Origin of the sequence: Streptacidiphilus sp. MAP12-20, assembly GCF_041262525.1 — a bacterium.
GTDB lineage: Bacteria > Actinomycetota > Actinomycetes > Streptomycetales > Streptomycetaceae > Streptacidiphilus.
In genome coordinates, this window is the sequence record NZ_JBGCCK010000003.1 from 61,841 (window position 1) to 78,899 (window position 17,059).

Consider the following 17,059-nt stretch of genomic DNA (forward strand, 5'->3'; position numbering starts at 1 on the left):
GGTTCGGTGAGTGTCAGGCGCGGAGGGCGAGCTCGTCGAGCAGGATGTCGGCCACCACCTCCTCCATGACGGCGGCATTCAGTTCCTCCAGGGCGGCTTCCAGGGCAGGATCCCAGGGCGCCGGAGTGAGTCGGCCCGGCACTGGACTCCCGGGCCGGAGCTGTGCGGCGGCGTTGCGGTAGTCCTGTTCCGTCATGCGCCAGGGGACGGCCGACGTCTTGGCAATCACGTGGGCGGCGATGCGAATTCCCTCGCCGTCGAAGTCGCCGTGGTAGCGCAGTTCGGCACCTCCGGCGGACAGGAGCCGCAAGAGGCGGATCGCTGCGGTGTTCGGCCACCCGGACGTGCAGACCATAGGCGGGCAACGGTCACCGAACCGCCGTAGGGCCAGCGCCAGGATGCTTGGGTTCTCGACGACGTACACCCGGGACGCTCCGAGCCCCAGCGGACCCTGAGCACGCAACTGAGCCAGGGTGAGACTTGCCGCCTGGCCCGACTGCGCGCACAGGCGCGCGATCCGAGCGGCCAGCCCGTCTCCGCGCAGAGGCAGGCCCGCGACAAGGACGGTGCTGGACAGCTCGTCGTCGGAGGCGCCGGCACGGCCCCACAGCGCGCGACGTTCCTCGGCGCTCTCGGGCATCGGCACGTCATGGAGCACCGACAAGGCACGCAGCACGCACGAGGACAGTCGGGTTCCGTCGTCGAGGGCATGGGCATCCCCGTCGACCAGGCGTGCCGCCAGGACGGGCAAGGGCTCGCCGTCGGCGGGTAGGGCGGCCAGAACCCTGAGCGCCGACGCCGCACAGGCTCTTGAAGCGGAGGGTGAACTTGCGAGCAGGCCCGTGGCGCGCAGATGTTCCACCCATGCGATGAGTGCCGGCTGCGCGGTCACGACCTCATGACTGCCCAGCCAGGACCACAGCGCCTCGCGCGCTTCACGTGCACCAACAGCGTCCGCGGCACGGTTCCCGAGGGGCCCGATCAGTTGGGTGACCACGTCTCGGACCGACAGCTCGCAGACCTCACGCAGTACGACGTCCAGCCGGTCCAAGTTGACGCTCGGGCGCTCTCCCGGCAGCCGGTCGAGTCCCAGGAGATCGGCCAGAGCCGCTTGGCCCGTCTCGTCGAGTGGCCCCAGCCTTACCCGAGTGACGGCTCGTCCGGAGGAAAGGCGGTGATGGAGCGTTTGCCATAGTGGGCGGAGTTCGGCCCGGTCGAGTTGGGTGCGCCACGTCACAGAAGGGCCTCCTCCGGCTCGTCGGACTGGAGCTCCAGGCCGGTCCAGGTGAAGCGCGCGCTGGTCACCGCGTCGTCGCCGTCGCTACCTGTGATCAGCTGGTGGATTGCGATCCCGGGGAGCTCGCGGTACGTGCACCATTCGTGGTCCGAGGTCAGGACCATGTCCAGGTCGAGGGCGGTCAGCAGCGCGAAGACCTGGCCGCGGTTGACCGTGTCGACGCCCACGAAGACCTCGTCGAGGAGGATCAGCCGCGGGGATTCGGGGACCGCCTCGTAGTGCGCGGCGACCGCCGCGAACAGGGGGAGATGCAGTGCGATGGCCTTTTCGCCTCCGGACAGGGCACCGTGGAGCTTCTTGGTGAGCAACTGCCATCCAGCGCCTTTCGCCCGGTCGAGCTTGACCACGAACTGGTGCCAGGAGGTGTAGTCGAGGACCTGGCCCAACTGCTCCTCCCAACTGGCGGCGGTGTTGCGTGCCTTCGCATCCTCGATGCGCCCTCGGAAGAAGGCGTGGAGAGCCTCACGGTCCGCTTCGGTGATGCGGGCCGGGTCCTTGAGGAGAAGTTCCCGTGCGGTGCGGGTTCCGGTCGGAAGGTCGGGATGGATCTGCCAGACGAGGCGGACAGCGACGTCGGATGCAGTGCGCACCTGAGTCAGGTGGGCGTTCATGCGCTCGACGAGCTCACCGGCCTGGCGAATGCGTGAGGCGAGATGGCGTCTCGTGCCGCCGGTGAGGGTCCGGTCGAAGAGTTCACGCTCTGCGGTCGTGATGTCGTCGCGACTGCGATCACGTTCCTCGGTGAGAGCGCTCAGCAATCCGGCGGCCCCCATGCGGATGCCGTTCATGGTGGCGGCGAGCACGTGGACTTCGTCGTCCTGGTCGACGTCGAGGTCGACACGTCCGCCGAAGCGTGCCCGGGCTTCGTGGACGGCCGTCAGCAGGCGGGTGAGGGCGTCACCGACATGCCTCGGCTCGTGTAGGAGGCCGGGCCAGGCGGTGGCGATGACGCGTGCCGCCTCCTGGGTGGTCCGGATGCCGTCTCCTGTGCCGAGAGCGACCGTGATGCCGGCGTCCTGGGGAAGATTCAGAAGACAGAGCCGACGCAGCCGGAGCGCGGACTTGTCCCGCACGTCGCGGGCTTGGTCGCGGAGCTCTTCGTCGTGAGCGACGTCCGACCTGAGCCGGCCGATGGAACCCTCAATCTCAAGGAGCGTCTTCCCTGCGGCCTCGATGGCATTCCGTGTGCGGGTGAGGTCTACGCGGAGCGCGGCGATGCGAGCAGCGATCTGGCGGTAGTCCTCTCCGACGGCACCCTCGACGGCGCGCAGCTTGGCCTCACAGGCGAGAGCTTCGGTCTCTGCTTCTTCGGCCTCGCCGCTGCGCTCGACAGCTTCGTCACGGGCGGCCTCGGCGCGGTCTCGGGCGGTCGTCAGTCTCTCGCTGAGCGAGGCCCCATGAAGCCGGGTTTCCAACCAGTGGTCGATGTGGTCCCGGAGAGATTCCAGTACTCCTTCAAGCTTGTCGAGGGCGGCTCGTTCCGTCGGCAGGCTGTGCTCCGCGGAGAGACGCGTGAGTGCCCGAAGCGCCGTAGCGACTGCCTTTTCGGTGGTGTCGAGAGCAGAGACAGCCTCGCGGACGGAGTCTTCGCGGGTGACCACGGCGGCTTCAGCGGTGTTTGCGCTGGCCTCAGCCTGTTCCACCTCGTGACGGCTGGGCCGAGCGGCGAGGTCGGCTTCCAGCCGGGCCCGACGGGAGTCAAGGGCGGCGGCCTGCTGGTCCAGATCAGCCAGCGACTGCTCTGCTCGGACGAGTTCACCTGTCAGAGTCTCGATCTCACGCTTCCTGGCCCGCTTCCGGGCGGCAGCGCCGATGTAGCGGGCCTCGGTCTTGGCCCACGTTCCACTGGTTACAGAGAGTCGCCATGAGCCGTCAGAGCCGATGGCCGCTTGTTGCCCCGTCGGCAGGACCGCTCCGTAGGCGACGCGTGTGAGGAGCTCTGCGACACGAGATGCCGGAACAGTTGACTCTGGTTCGGGCTCCAGGACCTGCGCCAGCGTGTTTCCCTGCAGGGCGGGGACGTCGGTGATGGTGATGTGGCGGTCGTGTCCCGGGAGCCTGATGCTCCCGTCGGGTGCCATCCATGCGTCCAACAGGCCGGATGCTTCGAGCGCGGCCTCGATGCCGGCCTGCAGCTGGGGTGAGGTTCCGTCGCGGAAGGTGATGAGTCGCCACAGTGGTGCGCCGGGCAGGGTCGAGCGGTCGGCGGTTCGGGTGTGCGGCGCGTTGGGCGGGAGGTCGATCTCGCGTCCGAGGTGCTCCCTGCGAGCCTGCAGCTCGTTGCGTCGGCTCTCGGCTGTCTCGCGCAAGAGACGGAGGGAAGCCTGCTCCACAATGATGGCGGTGTCCGCGCGTAGGGCGGCCTGGTTGACGAGATCGAGAACCTGGTCTGCATCCGCAGCAAGGAACGCCGGCTGTTCCGCGTCCTCGAAGAGCAGTTCCGAGCAGTCCGCAGACCACTGGTGCAGAGCCTCGGCGAGCCGCTCCAAGCTTGACCCGAAGGCACGCTGCTTCTGGTCGCGATCGCTCAACGCGACTGTCAGCCGTCCCCGGGCACTTTCAAGCTGGCTCTCCGCGACCGTGCGGCCAGCGACTGCCCGGTCGCAGCTCTCGATGGCGGATCGGACTTGACCGATCTGGTGGCGGCGAGAGCTGACTGCACCTCGTGCCAGACGACGTGCGTCGCCGCAGGCTCCGGCTGTCGCCTCGCTGCTGTTGGCGGTTGCGTCGATGCTCGTCCGGATCTCGTCGAAGACGGACTCCAACGCCGCTCGGTGAGCCGTGGTCTGCGCGTCCGTGAACGCGATGAGCACGCGTGCCTCGTGCTCGGCCTCCTGCCGGGCGAGATCTTCGGCCAGCGTTCGCTCGCGGTCTGCGGTCCGGACCTGCCTCTGGGCCTGCTCGCCCAGCCTGCTGGCCTCGCGGCGTGCCCGCTCGGCCAGGACGCGGAGTTCGGTGAGCTGTTGCCCCTGTCGGTAGGGCTCGGACGCCTCAAGTCCCTCGATGGTGCCGTGAGTCTCGGCCTCCGAGTTCCTGTGCGCAGTGCGCCCGTCCGTGATTCGACTGCGCTCCGCGACAGCCTGGTCGAGCTGGTCTTTGCTGGTCCGTGCGTCCCGGGTGCGGTTGTCCATGTCGGTGGTGGCGGAGATGAGCGAGGCGGCGCCGGCCCGCAGTACGCGTTGCGCGTAGCCGCGTTGTTGCGCCGCGACCGTGGTCGCCGCAGCAACCTCTGCGTCGAGGGCGCGGAGGTGCTCGCGCTGGCGGTCCAGACGTTCGAATCCCTCCGCGAGTTCGGCGATCTCGTGCTGGCCGAGCGGGGGTAGGGCCCGGGAGAGCAAAGAGGAAAGGAGGGAGGGATCGAGGCGTTCGGAGAGCTTGGGGGTGCGCAGTTGGAGCAGGGCGGTGATCAGCGCGTCGTAGCCCTGCTCGGTGAGGCCCGGGAACAGGGTCGCGCGAACCTCGTGCCGGTAGTCGCTCGCGGTGTCGTGCACTGTGCCGCTGCCGCGGATCGCCTCTGCCAGGGCTGCACGGGTGAGCGGTTGGCCGCTGTCGTTGACCAGCGAGAGCCCGTCCGGATGGTCGACCCGGTGTGTCGTGGTGAAGTAGTCAGTCTGCACTCCTGAGGTGTGCAGACTGGCTTGGAGGCGCGCCCCGCAGGTGAACCAGAACTGCTCACGCCCCACGTTCCGGGTGAACTCCAGCCATACGTAGCCCACCCTCGTCTTTCCGGAGGTTCCTTCGCCCATGAGGTTCCAGTGCATCGTGCGCTCGGAGCCCCCGAAGGTGGACAAGCGGTTGGGACGGAGACTGGCGTCCAGCAGGAACGGCAGCAGCACCTCCAGGGCCTTCGACTTGCCGGTTCCGTTCGGGCCACGGAGCAGGAGCCGCCCGCGGTGGAAGGTGAAGATCTCGTCGTAGTAGCGCCAGACGTTGAGGATCCCCGCGCGTGAGGGTTGCCAGCGGGAGCGGATCGCAGCACCGGCACTCGGATCGGTGCTGTGATTGGGGAGCAACGTCACACCCATGCGGGGTCCTCCTCGGCAGTGTCGGCGTCCCGCTGGGCGCCTGCACGGTCGTTCGTGGTGGCGATGGCCCGGTAACGAGCGGCAGCAGGCCGGGCGAGCACTCGGTCGCCGAGACGTCGCGCGAGAGCGAAGTCGACAAGAATCCGGGCGGCGTCATCGGCGAGGACTGCGGCGCCCTCCGCGGCCTGGTAGTGCTTGGCCCATCGCGGGAACTGTGTCATCAGGGCCCGGGTGTGGCTGCTCAGCTCCTCTGTGGTGAGTCCACCAACAGCCTTGGTCAGTGGTTCGAGCAAGAGAAGGGCGGCGACGCGTGCCGTAGAGGAGTCGTCCGGAAAGCGACTGTCGGTGGCGATGCCCTCGGGATCGACGAGTAGCAATCCGTCGGCACGCTCCTCTAGCAGGAAGCCGGCCTGCTCGGCCGCGCGCCGTACGATCTGCCGCCCGGTGAGCGACGTCAGGTAGGCGAGCTCGTCCTCGGTGAGGTCCTCGTGGTACAGGACGGGATCGTCGAAGAGGCGGCGCAAGAGCGAATGCCGCAGCCGCAGGTTGCGCTGGGCGGTCGAGCCACCTTCGGACACTTCACCGCTTCCGTATCGCTGCTCGCGCGCGCTCTCCTGCAGGAGCTCCTCGAAGCACGAGCTGATCTCGTCCGGCGGAACCGCCAGTCGCGAGGCGCCTACCGGGGCTGCCGGCAGACGGAGCAGTGCTGTCGCGTCCACGCGGTAGAGAACCTTTGCGTCGGCGGAGTCCGCGTATGCCTCCGTGGCGCCATCCAGCACGTGCACTGCGCCGAGTTCCTCCAGCAGTCGCAGGGCGTCCACGAATGCCATGCGTTCGGAACGGCTTTCCGAGTGGTACGTCGGCACCACCGGGTCCGTGGCGCACGCTTGGGCGACGCGGTCCGCGAGCAGGCCGACCGTAGTTATCGGGACCGTCAAGAGCTCGGCGGCAATCACGCAGAACAGGGTGTAGCGGCGCCGGTCGAACGGCGCCCGGCCCGACCGCTGCCGGCGGGCCGGTCGGGACGAGTCGGCACTGGAGCGGATCTTGAGCAGCCGGGCGTAGCCGAGCCGGGGCTCGACCACCAACTGCCAACCGCAGTGGTAGTCGAACCAGGAGGTCAGGGGGCCCTGGCGGCGTCGGACCAGTTCGAACGCGCCAGGATCGCCGCGCTCGGTGACAGCCGGACTTCCCAGCAGCAGTCGGATGCCGCGAGCGACTTCTTCGCGTTCGGCCGTGACGAGCTGGTTGGCCAGCGTACTCATCCTGCCTCCTCCTTCGGCAACGGTTGGTGCGCTCCTGCGACGGTCTCCTGCCGCTTGCGGTTGCCTGCCTCGTGGATGGCCACGAGGTAGTCGGGGCTCTCCAGCTCTCCTCGGGCCGTGAGCAGGACGGCTCGCGCTGCGTCTGCGGCAGGCCGCAGGATGATCTCCACGCGGCCATCGGCGGTGACCGCCCGGCGTGATCCGTCGCGGCCCGGACGGGATGCGAGCGCCCGGCCGAGCAGGTCGAGCAACCGCTCGAAGACGACGTGGTCCAGTGAGCCGAGGAGAGACAGACGCATTGGCGCGTCGGTGCTGAGCACGTCCCACGCCGCCTCCAACTCCGCCCGCTCCGCCCGCGCGCGCTCAGCTCGGGCCGCCTTCACGCCGCCGACATCGCGCACCTTGCCGGTGCGACTGAACCGCTCGGTCCTGCCGCTGGTGCGCAGCAATGCCGACACCTGCACCGGAGGCGCCTGCGCCCAGGTCACCGAGGCGGGAACCAGCTCTGGGTCGGGATGTGCCAAATGGAGGTGCCGCGCGGACCCAAGGCCGAAAGCGAGGGACCAGAGGCGGTGCAGATCCGGCTCTGTCGGCGCCGCCGCGAACCACCGGGCGAGTTCCCTGAAGTCCTGCACAGCACTGGAGGACCGCCGACGTGACTCGGTGATTCTGTCCAGTACCTGAAGCAGCGTCACAATGGCGTGTCGGGCAACGTCGTGCAGCTGCTCCGCGCGCGGCCTGGAACGGTCCGTCGGTAGGAACCAGGCTCGCAGACCCTCCCAGCGGGCGCGGCGTCCCTCCAGCCACGCCGGGGCCGGATCCCCGCTCCGGGAAGGCGGCAGCTCCGCGCTGCGCAGTGCCCGTTCGTGGAGCAGGGCCACCCCCCGCTCTTCCACGCGCGCGACGGCGGAGGCGATTGCCCCACTGCGTTGGTCCAAGTTGCCCAGGAACTCCTGCAGGTAGGCGACGGTCGCCGTCTTCACCTCCCGGAACGTGGAGAGGTCCGCCCCTTCGGCACGCAGCAGGCGTTGGAGCTCGCCGTTGAAGCTCTTGGTGTTCGTCAGTAGCGCCTCCAGATGACTCTCCAGCTCCTGCAGGGTGGTGAAGAGTCGCCGGCCCGATGTGGTGGCGTCCTCCAGCAGCAGGTAGAGCTCGTCCAGTCGGTCGGCGATGGCCTCCAGCACCGCCGTCTGCAGGGCGCCGGTGGATGCGAGTACCAGGAGAGCCTGCTCCACGCCGGCCAGCGCCGCCTCGCCACGTCGGGTGAGTGAGTACTGCAGGTTTCGGCGCTCGTAGTCCTCGGCGGTCCGGTAGTTCTCCGCGTGGTTCTGGACCACGTCCAGCAGTCCCCACTGCTTGAGCTGGCGCAGGATGTCCTGGAGGTCGTCGTCGGCGACGGCGGTGAGCCAGCCGACCGTGCGCAGTCTGCTGCGCACCCCGTCGAGTGCGAGGGCGGTCTCCAGCCGTTCGTTGGCCGCACCGAAGGCCTGGAGTACCGCACCGTAGAGGTCGGCACGGTCACCGGTGGCGAACCGGAACATCTCCGGTGGCACTCTGCGCAACGACTTCCCCCTTCGGTACTGACACTCCGCCGGTTCACCGTATGAGTTTGCGAGTCCCGAGGCGGGTGGTTCACCCCTTTCATGCGGACTGTGGGGGCTGGACGGGGCCGGGATTCAAGCCGCCGGCGCGAGTAGCGCAGGCGACGCGCCGTCCGTCCAGCGATAGACGGGGAAGTCGCAAACCGCGTTGCGGCGCCCGAGTCGGCGCAGGACGGCGGAGCCGAGCAGAGCCGTCCCCGAACCGGCCCCCGGTACCCGCCGGTTGCCTATGAACAGGAAGTCCTCCTCGCCGAGGGGCAGCCGCCCCTCGCACACGGACGAGGCGAGCGCTGCCGCGAAACCCCAAAGGTCGGCACGCAGATCGGTCGGTTGGTCTGCGCGGACGTAGACGTACGGCTTCGGCGGGTGCCATCGCCAACTGCAGGCGACGACAGCACCCATGTGGTCAGGCAGGTCCACCTCCCCAGGAAGGAGGTCCTCGGCGACCCCGCCGAGAACATCGGTCAGCAGCGCGCGGACCCCGAGGATGACGGTGGTGTCCCCCCGCCACCCGGCGATTGGGCGGCGGACGGCACGGTGCTCATTCACGAGGGACATGCTGGCCTCCTCGACGTGCGGTGGACTCGCGCGTAGCAGGTGGGACAACGGCGGGCGCGCCCCAGATGCTCGGCCGCGCGAGGGAGACGGAGATTCGTCTGGCAGGGGGCGTCCGAGCTGGGAGCAGGCTGCTGCTCGACACCGGCGAGGCGGCGGAGTTCCTCACTGGGAACCCGGTAGGCCCGGCCGACCTTGAGCACCCGGCAAGGGAACGCTTCCCTGTGTGCCAGGTCGTAGGCGGTACTCCTGCCCAGCCCGAGAACCGCGGCAGCTGTCTGCAGGTTCACGAACACTGGCAGGGCGAGTAGGTCAGCGCGGCTGGGGCGATGGTCGTCTTTCCGCCCCACGTTCTGTTCCTTCTCCACGGACACGTCAGGCTGCCTCTCTCATGTCGGCGGTCCATGTCATTCGAGGTTGAGCGACCGGAGGGGTGCGCAGGGGGGTGGGGTCGGCGGAGACTCCCGGCACCAGCAGGAACCTGGCAAGACGTTCCTCTGCTTCGGTCCTGCGTCTGCGGCACGCCTGGTAGCCGAGTCCCATCTGCATTGCGGCTGCGGCCAGACCGCCGGTCTCCAGCCTGGTCCCGCCGATCAGTTCCGCCTCTGCTGCGGAGATGACGCCGGCTGAGACGGCTCGGTCCAGCACACTGTCCGGATGGCCAGGAGGCGAGGCGTGGGGGCGCAGCGAGGCGGGGTCGGGAACCTCGTGCCGCCAGGCCGTAGGTCGATAGTCCGCCAAGGCCCGCAGTCCTTGGCGGTACCCCGCCCACCACAACTTGGCCGTGATGGCGGGCACCTCGATGTCGATGCTCCGCAGTTCGCGGAGGAAGCCTTCCACGACTTCCGCTTCGATGTCTGCGTAAGGGGCGCCGGTGTCACTGACAGCCCGGCGGGCGGCCTTTCGAAGGCCCGGCGCCATCATCCACACGGCACCCAACTCCCAGTCAGCCCCGCGATGCTGGGCGTGGAAGGCCAGCTCGGCCCAGACAGCGTTCCGCACCTCGTACGGTGGCCGTGAGCTGAGCATCAGGGAGCGCACTTCCGACAACGGCAGATCACGGGCTGGGAGAGCCGGGTGGATGGTGGTGCCGTCGAGCAGCAGCGGTCCCACCCAGGCACTCGGACCATCGATGGCGGCAGCCACTACATCAAGGGCTGTCTTCTCACGCGGGGACGGCATCGAGCCTCCTGAACCAGTGGTGCGTTCGTGCGGCGGCGACTTCGACCTTGCAGGAGGCAGGTTCTGATCGTGTGCTGCCCTTGGACCCGTCGCCGAGAAGTGCCTGGGCACGTGTCGCCGTGAGAAGCCCCTCCTTGACGTAGTGCTGCACGATCCGGTGCTCCGCGCGCCTCCGGCGCTTGCGGCAGGTGGCGTAGCTGATACCCAGTCGTTCCGCGGCGGCAGTGAGCGATTCGCCCTCAAGGCGGGTCCGACCTATCAGTTCGGCCTCATCCCCGGAAATGACTTCTCTCTTGCAGAGCTGTGCCAAGGCAGTGTCTGGGTGGCCGGCATCAGCTCCGGCCTCCAACTCCGGAACCGCGTCGACTGGGATGTTTCGTTGCTCCGAAGCAATCAGGTCCCGGCGAAATTGGCTGTCGGCGCGTTTGGCAGTCCAGTAGAGCTCACTCGCCAGGGCCGGCTGGGCCGGATCCAGCGAACGAAGGCGCTTCAAGACTTGTGCCACGACTTCCGATTGGAGCTCCTGCTGTTGCAACAGGTCCAGGCGGCCCCGTCGGCAGATGCTGCGCATGCCGGGGTTCATCGCCCCGAGCGCGACGAGTAGCCAGAGCTCCTGATCTTCGGCGCTGGTGACTCGTGTGACGAGTTCCCGCCAGATCGAGGGGACGGCTTCCGCATGCGGAGGTCTGAGCAACAGGCCGCGCATACGGTCAAGGCGGAGGGTCGGCATGGGGAGCCAGCTGCCGAGCGAGGCGCCGTCGAATGCAGGTCCCTGGGGATCCTGCCCAAGCGTGAGAAATGCCGCTTCGATGCGGTCGAGGACCAGTTGTTGTACTGGAGGGGAGGACATTGCGCTGTCTCCGGGTCGAGGACTCTGCGGAAGAGACAGGGTGCGTTCATCCAGATGCGAGACCGTCCGGCTGCTGCTCGCTCGTGATGCCGTATCGCTGCACCCGACCCATAAGACGGTCACGCGGATCGAAATGGGACCGCCAATCCGGAATTCCCCTCAAGAAGTTCGTCTGCGACTTCAGTTGCCCGAAAGTGCACCGAGGGCGGCTCGCAGTGATCGGCTTGCGACCGTAGGCGACCATGACAGGTAGTCCGTCTGGACTGCTTGAGGTGCGGTGCAGCTGGTTCGGCTGCTTGCCGTGGGGCCGGTGCCGACACGCAGCTCGGAAACAGCTGGCGTTCCTCTCTGCTGGACAAGCAGACTGCCGGTGCAGGTCGGTAGACAGTGGAGATGACGCCCAATGACCAGACGACGCCCGAGTAGCACCATTCGTGCCCGCCGCGCGCGGACCGCACGCAGGACCGAGGGGCCAGGGCAGAAGGACGCCGTGATACCCGGGAACGACTTCGATGTGCTCGTGCGCGTGTGGATATCTGTCCATCCGAGTGGGGCTCCGAAACTCGTGAAGGCCTTCGAGTCGGTGGGGTGGGACTGTACGCCGGACGCCTCGATACGAGGTGGGGTCATTGGACCAGGGGAACGCGAACTGCGCTCCCACTGGCAGGTGGACGTCCCGCTTCCGGGGGCCACGGCTCGGGCCGCAGCCGAAGCCGAGCGGCGATTGAACAGCCGTGCTGCGGCGTACGGTACTGCCGTGCACTGTCGGGGAGCGCGGGTGCTCGAACCGGAGGCTGTCCACGCTCTGACCTTCCGCGTGTACCACCAGCCGCCGACTCGCAGGAGCGGCTTCCGACGGCGGCTTGACGAGTTCCGGCTTAGATCCGGCCAATTGGACACTGGGGAGATCATCAACGCGCACTCCCTCATGCACGCGGAAGAGGAACTGCGGCGTCGCGATGCCCTGCCGGGAGCCCCCACAAGGAGCAAGCCGGTGCAGATCCGCCCGACTGCCTTCACCGCCCGGTCGAGCCACCCGACCCCGGGGCGGTATGCGGTGAGGACAGCGAAGTCGCGAGCGCTGTGGGCGGCGGTGGTTCCCTGTGCCGGCTTGTTGACGATTGTGGCCACCGAGCGTTGGTGGTCACGTGGTTGGCCCGGTGCCGTCTGTCTGCTTCTGTTCGGCCTGGTGCTGGTCACGGCGATCTATCCCGTGCTGCGATGGGCTCAGATGACACGCCAGGTTCACAGCCCCCGGGGAGAGATGACCCTGGCCCTGGTCTTGGCCGCCGTCTGTGTGGTGTTCGGAGCCTGGAGCGGGATTGCGAGTCACGGACGGCTGGGCTGGATGCAGCTCGCCGGCTTCGGCCTTCTCGCCGTCATTGCGTTCGGCCTGCGCGACCTGGTCCGGGGTGCCGGCTGGAGACAGGTCCTTCTCGCGGCCATTCCCCTTGCGCTGTCCATGATTCCGGTCGTGACTGCGCAGATCGCTCGCCTCGGCTATGAGCAGTACCTTGGACACTTCGGAATGAGCGTCGACGATGTCTCCTCGTCCGGCCTCTCACACCTGGCTCCGGCAGTCGGTCCCATAGCGATCGGCACACTGGGCTGCAGCATTGTGCTGGCGTACGCCGGCATCGCGCGCCGGTTCCACGTGGACCTCGGGTACCTGGTCATCGTGCCCATGATTCTCGTATTTGCTGCGCTTACTGTTGTGGCGTCCTTGCAGTCGGGGAGCCAAGCTGGAGCCGCGGCCGTCGCCCGTGCGCGGTATGACACACCGGTTGCCTGGGGAAGTCTGACGCCGGAGTACGTGTGCGCGGGTCCCCTGTCGCAGTCCTTCCCCTATCAGGGCGACCTCCTGACCACGCGAATCCCGCTGCTCACGTTCGACATGCAGGGTAGCGAGGTAGCCCTGTGGAATCCTGTGACCAGAGCCCTGACGCGTGTTCCTACCGGGGACCTCGCGCTGCGCGCCGTTGCGGGCCCGAATCAGCCTTGTACCGGCTCGACCCCAGGCGCGGCCCGGGGCTGAAGGGGTGACCGCACTCAAGTACGGCGGACGGCCGACTACTCAGTCGCCCGTCATGAGGCACTTGGGCGCGGCGTATCCGCAACGTCGAAGAGTCGCCACGCCGGGTAGCGAACCGCCTTCGCCTCGGCCTCGCCGCCCTCCAGCAAGCGCACGCGGTGAAGGCGCACACGAAGGTGGTGGGAAGCGTCGTCACCTTCCTTCGGACCGGGGTCAAGCAGCACAGCGATTGTGGAGCCATCGTCGTGCCGCACCATGGCGTCGGCGAAGTGGCCGTTAACGGTCTCGGCGAGGGTCACGCTCGCGTCCCGGCGTGCGGACAGCTCCTGGTAGAGACGCTTGAGCAGCTCAGGCGGCGTGTCGGTGGCTGCGGGGAGATCTGCCCCGGTTGCGTCCAACAGCGCGGTGGCGACCCCTCCGCGGTTCCGCCACAGGTCCGCGTCTCCGACCACGATCAGGTGTGAGCGAGCCCGCGTGATGGCGACGTTCCAGAGATTGAGCTGGTTGTCGACCCAGCTGATCGCGCTGGGACTCATGCCGCTCCCGGCCACAAGGGAGAAGACCATGACGTCGCGCTCGCCGCCTTGGAAGGTATGGACTGTGCCTACGCGGATGCGGTCCGTTCCGTAGCGGGCAAGTTGCCTGCCGAGCTCGGCAGCCTGCGCCTTGAAGGGGGTGACGACGCCGATCGTGGCTTCCGGAGGAAGCTGGGCCAGCAGGTTGGCAACGAACCGGTCCACCTGCCGAGCTTCATCGTCGTTGACCCACGATCCGCCGTTGCGTGGTCGTGCAGCCCTTCCTGCGATGTGGGCCCAGAATATCGCGGGGCGAGGCAGGCACGGTCGGTCGCGGATGTCCGTGAGGACAGTCAGGCCGCCGTCGTAGAAGAGCTCGTTCGAGACGGCCGCGATCCTCGGATGGCAGCGGAAGTGCTCATCCAGGAGCAGGCTTGCGCCCGAAGCGCGCTCGGCAGCGTGGAAAGCGGAGTGTCGGCGATACGCGAGCCGGTGCTGCTCCAGCCACGAGGACCGAAGGCCCGCCGTTCGCCGGATGAGTGCTTCGCGTTCCGGACCGATCTTCGCGATGTGGGGTAGCTGCATGGTGTCGCCGATGATCAGAGCGCGCCGGGCCCGGAACAGGAGCGGAAGCACATGGGGGATGGCGCACTGGCTGGCCTCGTCGATGATCACGAGGTCGAAGAGCGCAGCGTCCGGCGGGAAGCGTCGTGCTGAGAGGCTCGTGACAGCCCAGCCTCTCACCGCAGGCAGCACGTCCCTCACCGCCGCCCAGTCGCTTCGTCCGCTGTCGCGTGCTGTGAGCAGGGCCGCGATCCGCTGACGACCGTTTCGTGCGTTGGCGCGGACCACACCATCGAACAGTGCCCGCGAGGCTGCCTGTACGCGTTCTTCGGCTTGGTGGAGTTCTGCGCTCAGGGTGTCATCGTCTGTCCGGGTGGCTGATGCGAGTCCTGCAAGCCACCTGGCGTGGGCAGATATGAATCCGGCAAGAGCGACGCATGTGGCACTCGACTGATCACCTGTATTCACGCCGAGACGGCGGAGGTAGCGCTTACGTCTCCACTCGCCTGCCACCCGTGCCCGGGCCAGGCGATCGGCCTTCCGCGCGATCTGATCCAGACTCTGCCCCGGGGCCAGGGCGCTGAGCAGTTCAGGGACGGAAGTGTCCAGTTGGGCTGCATAGGTCTCGCGGGATTGGCCGGCGGCGAGCAGCAGGCCTTCTGCCTCCGCGATGCGGGACAACTCCTCGCTGGTGTGTGTCAATGCGTCGTCGGTCACGGCGACATCAATCTTCAGCGTAGGGAGGTTGCCGACTGGCGCGGGGGCCGCTCTCAGCGCTTGGAGTGACGTACCCTCGGCCTCGGTGTAGTCCATGGTCTTGGCCCACGCCGAGCCCGTCCGGACGACGCTGCCTGGAACGAGTCGCTCGCAGCGACGCCAGACTTCGTCCACGGCCTCGTTGTTGGTCGAGGCGACGAGGACGGACTGATCGTTCGCCACGGCAGTGGCGACGAGGTTCGCCACCAGCTGGCTCTTCCCGGTCCCAGGAGGGCCCGTGGCGACCGTGATGCGTCGGGTCATCGCGGACCGCAGGACGGCCTTCTGGCCGTCGTTGCATGACAGAGGGATGACCAGGTGTTGTGGTGCCGGATCGGTCAGAGCCAGTGCTGAGGTGCGCTCGGCTGGGTCGGGGGACAGGGCGGCAAGGGCTGTGGACCTGATCTGGGAGGAGCGACTCTCGATGGCACCGAGATCGTCCAGCAGCTTCTTGGTGGCTTTGGTGTCCGAGGGCGCAAGGAAGAGCACTGCGGAGTTCCGGGCCCCTTGCCCTGGGGTGTCGACATCGATGCGCTCGGCGAGCTGATCTGGCCGAAGTTCCTGCACACAGGGGAGCTCGAATTCCTGGGCGAGGAGATTGCGGATGTCGACCGCCATGCGGTCGTGCTGCCCGCGGTGCCAGGTTGGCTGGTAGGTCTCCGCCAGCTGAGCGGCCTCCTCCTCCCCGAGCCAGTCCTGTGCCAGGCGAGGGTGCGGCAGGACGGGGCCGTACGGCTTCAGGCGGGGTACGCCGTCGTTCTGGACGAGCTCCACTCTGCGGATGAGCAGTGGTGCGAACCTGGGAGACCGCCATGCACTCCGGCCGCGCTGGCCGTGAAGCAGGACTGCGGGGTAGCCGGTCCACAGTTCGGCGTTCTGCTCGGCGGCTGCGTCCAGCAGCGGTACTGCTTCATCGGGGAGGCTGATGCAGTTGTCGCTGTCAACGTCTCCGGACAGCAGACGTTCTGCGCCGGACAGACATACGTAGGACGTGCCGACTTCTTCGACGGGTATCAGAGGTGCATCGGCTTCGTCGGACAGAATGCATTCGCGGTAGTAGTCGAGCAGGCCGGCCCACGACGGCCGCGCCGGAGGCCTCTTGGGTCCGACTGACTTGGTGGCATGTTCAGACTGTGCCGGGGGCTTGCTACTCAGGGGCACGAGGATCGGCGCGCTGCCGAGCGGGCAGGCGGCGAGGATGATCGTGTCGTCCACCCCATGGGCCGACTTCACAGGTACCTGCCTGCCGTTGTCCAAACGGCGCATCCGCCGGTTGACGTACTGGAAGAGCTCGTCGACGGAAATCTCACCCGTGCCGTCCTTGCCCACCTTTCCCGTGCGTAGGGCCTCGATCACCTCAGCTGTGAAGACGGACGGCTTGACCTCCTCCGCGCTCACCGTTCCTGTGTAGGAATCCTCGCCCGCCCGCGATGAGGAGAGCACATAGACACCACGGCTGGTGATCGGTGCGCGCTCCTCCGACTTCGCGGTGGCGTCCTGCGCAAGCCGGTTCGAGGTGCGCAGGCCGACGGCGAATCCGCCGCTGCGGCAGGAGTCGAGCATGACGATCTTCTGCGGAGCCCAGCACGCTTCAAGGCGCTCGTTGACGAACCCCGCGCTGACCCCGGTCTCCTCGATGCGGTCGTAGTCCGTGTCCGTCGCCACGAAGTAGAACTCTCCACCGGAAGCCGTCCGGCGGACCCCGTGGCCGGAGATGTAGAGCAGCGCCAACTCGTCCGGCTCGCAGGCTTCGAGGAACTCACTGATGGCGTCACGCATCTCGTCGGCCGTGAGATCGGTCAGGGAGTCGGCCGAGACGAAATTGCCGATGTTGCGATGGCGCAGCACCTGCCCGAGGCCCCACACGTCAGCATGGGCAGATGAAAGGGGACCGAATCGGCCGTCGTCGTGGCGCTCGTTGCCGATCAGCAGTGCGCGGCGGCGGATGAGGCGGGTCACTCCTCGTCGTCCCCTGCGCTCGGCGCCTGAACAGACTGCATCCTGGCCAGCATCGAGTCGATGACGCGCTCCTGGGCCTGGTCCGGCTTGCCCGTGATGACCACGGAGTCGTTCCCGAAGGTGATCTCGACCTTGCGGTGCCGGTCTCTGGCGCACCACTCCTTGATCAGAGTGATCAGGATGTTGGCTGCGGGCCGAGCTGCAGCGACAGCGACGGCCCACAGGCTGAGGTCCCCGGAGCTGACTCCCTTGCGGTCGCCGGAGTTCGGTGCAGTCCCCTCACGGAACTCGATCTCCCAGCCGTCAGCCTTCCGTAGCGCTCCCCGCAGATCCGTGGTGAGCCGCTCCTGGCGCAGAGCGTCTCCCCCGGCCAGAACCTCCAGCGACAGGCGGTGACGTTGATCAGGTGCTTCGGTCATCTTCTTCCGCCTGGTCCTCGAAGAGCGGCGCAGTGGTCT

At 67.7% G+C, this 17,059-nt stretch carries 11 protein-coding genes; 1 reads left to right on the forward strand and 10 read right to left on the reverse strand.

Translation table 11 applies throughout. The annotated features are described in order from the left end of the window. Nucleotides 1–13 precede the first annotated feature (13 nt). The 8 genes from ABIA32_RS04670 to ABIA32_RS04705 form a co-directional block, all read right to left on the reverse strand. Nucleotides 14–1,237, reverse strand: a complete 1,224-nt coding sequence (locus ABIA32_RS04670; RefSeq protein WP_370092523.1) for a TIGR02679 family protein — start codon at nucleotides 1,235–1,237, stop codon at nucleotides 14–16. Further along, on the reverse strand, nucleotides 1,234–5,322 hold the full coding sequence (locus ABIA32_RS04675; RefSeq protein WP_370092524.1) for a TIGR02680 family protein: 4,089 nt from the start codon (nucleotides 5,320–5,322) through the stop codon (nucleotides 1,234–1,236). The genes ABIA32_RS04670 and ABIA32_RS04675 overlap by 4 nt, the downstream gene beginning before the upstream one ends. Further along, nucleotides 5,313–6,587: a TIGR02678 family protein gene (locus tag ABIA32_RS04680; RefSeq protein ID WP_370092525.1), complete on the reverse strand. Its 1,275-nt coding sequence runs from the start codon at nucleotides 6,585–6,587 to the stop codon at nucleotides 5,313–5,315. The genes ABIA32_RS04675 and ABIA32_RS04680 overlap by 10 nt, the downstream gene beginning before the upstream one ends. Beyond that, the gene (locus ABIA32_RS04685) at nucleotides 6,584–8,128 is read right to left on the reverse strand and encodes a TIGR02677 family protein (protein ID WP_370092526.1); all 1,545 of its coding nucleotides are present in this window, start codon (nucleotides 8,126–8,128) and stop codon (nucleotides 6,584–6,586) included. Before ABIA32_RS04685 ends, ABIA32_RS04680 begins: the two co-directional genes overlap by 4 nt. Nucleotides 8,129–8,263: 135 nt before the next feature. Then, on the reverse strand, nucleotides 8,264–8,746 hold the full coding sequence (locus ABIA32_RS04690) for a hypothetical protein (RefSeq protein WP_370092527.1): 483 nt from the start codon (nucleotides 8,744–8,746) through the stop codon (nucleotides 8,264–8,266). Beyond that, nucleotides 8,734–9,117, reverse strand: a complete 384-nt coding sequence (locus tag ABIA32_RS04695) for a helix-turn-helix transcriptional regulator (RefSeq protein ID WP_370092528.1) — start codon at nucleotides 9,115–9,117, stop codon at nucleotides 8,734–8,736. Before ABIA32_RS04695 ends, ABIA32_RS04690 begins: the two co-directional genes overlap by 13 nt. A gap of 1 nt (nucleotide 9,118) precedes the next feature. Beyond that, nucleotides 9,119–9,925 carry a hypothetical protein gene (locus tag ABIA32_RS04700; protein ID WP_370092529.1) on the reverse strand — a complete coding sequence of 269 codons (807 nt, stop codon included), beginning with the start codon at nucleotides 9,923–9,925 and terminating at the stop codon, nucleotides 9,119–9,121. Continuing rightward, nucleotides 9,909–10,775: a hypothetical protein gene (locus ABIA32_RS04705; protein ID WP_370092530.1), complete on the reverse strand. Its 867-nt coding sequence runs from the start codon at nucleotides 10,773–10,775 to the stop codon at nucleotides 9,909–9,911. The genes ABIA32_RS04700 and ABIA32_RS04705 overlap by 17 nt, the downstream gene beginning before the upstream one ends. A gap of 994 nt (nucleotides 10,776–11,769) precedes the next feature. Between ABIA32_RS04705 and ABIA32_RS04710 the strand changes: the two genes are divergently transcribed. Next, nucleotides 11,770–12,810: a hypothetical protein gene (locus ABIA32_RS04710; protein WP_370092531.1), complete on the forward strand. Its 1,041-nt coding sequence runs from the start codon at nucleotides 11,770–11,772 to the stop codon at nucleotides 12,808–12,810. Nucleotides 12,811–12,860: 50 nt separating this feature from the next. Here ABIA32_RS04710 and ABIA32_RS04715 read toward each other — a convergent pair whose 3' ends face one another. Further along, nucleotides 12,861–16,601 (reverse strand): AAA domain-containing protein, encoded by a 3,741-nt coding sequence (locus ABIA32_RS04715; protein WP_370092532.1) that lies wholly within the window; start codon nucleotides 16,599–16,601, stop codon nucleotides 12,861–12,863. Then, nucleotides 16,598–17,020, reverse strand: a complete 423-nt coding sequence (locus ABIA32_RS04720; RefSeq protein WP_370092533.1) for a hypothetical protein — start codon at nucleotides 17,018–17,020, stop codon at nucleotides 16,598–16,600. Before ABIA32_RS04720 ends, ABIA32_RS04715 begins: the two co-directional genes overlap by 4 nt. Between the last annotated feature and the right edge of the window lie 39 nt (nucleotides 17,021–17,059).

Excerpts from the sequence above, each read along its gene's own strand:
- ABIA32_RS04700 (WP_370092529.1), bottom strand. The coding sequence starts at position 9,925 with ATGCCGTCCCCGCGTGAGAAGACAGCCCTTGATGTAGTGGCTGCCGCC.
- ABIA32_RS04720 (WP_370092533.1), bottom strand. The coding sequence starts at position 17,020 with ATGACCGAAGCACCTGATCAACGTCACCGCCTGTCGCTGGAGGTTCTG.
- ABIA32_RS04675 (WP_370092524.1), bottom strand. The coding sequence starts at position 5,322 with ATGGGTGTGACGTTGCTCCCCAATCACAGCACCGATCCGAGTGCCGGT.
- ABIA32_RS04690 (WP_370092527.1), bottom strand. The coding sequence starts at position 8,746 with ATGTCCCTCGTGAATGAGCACCGTGCCGTCCGCCGCCCAATCGCCGGG.
- ABIA32_RS04685 (WP_370092526.1), bottom strand. The coding sequence starts at position 8,128 with ATGTTCCGGTTCGCCACCGGTGACCGTGCCGACCTCTACGGTGCGGTA.
- ABIA32_RS04680 (WP_370092525.1), bottom strand. The coding sequence starts at position 6,587 with ATGAGTACGCTGGCCAACCAGCTCGTCACGGCCGAACGCGAAGAAGTC.
- ABIA32_RS04705 (WP_370092530.1), bottom strand. The coding sequence starts at position 10,775 with ATGTCCTCCCCTCCAGTACAACAACTGGTCCTCGACCGCATCGAAGCG.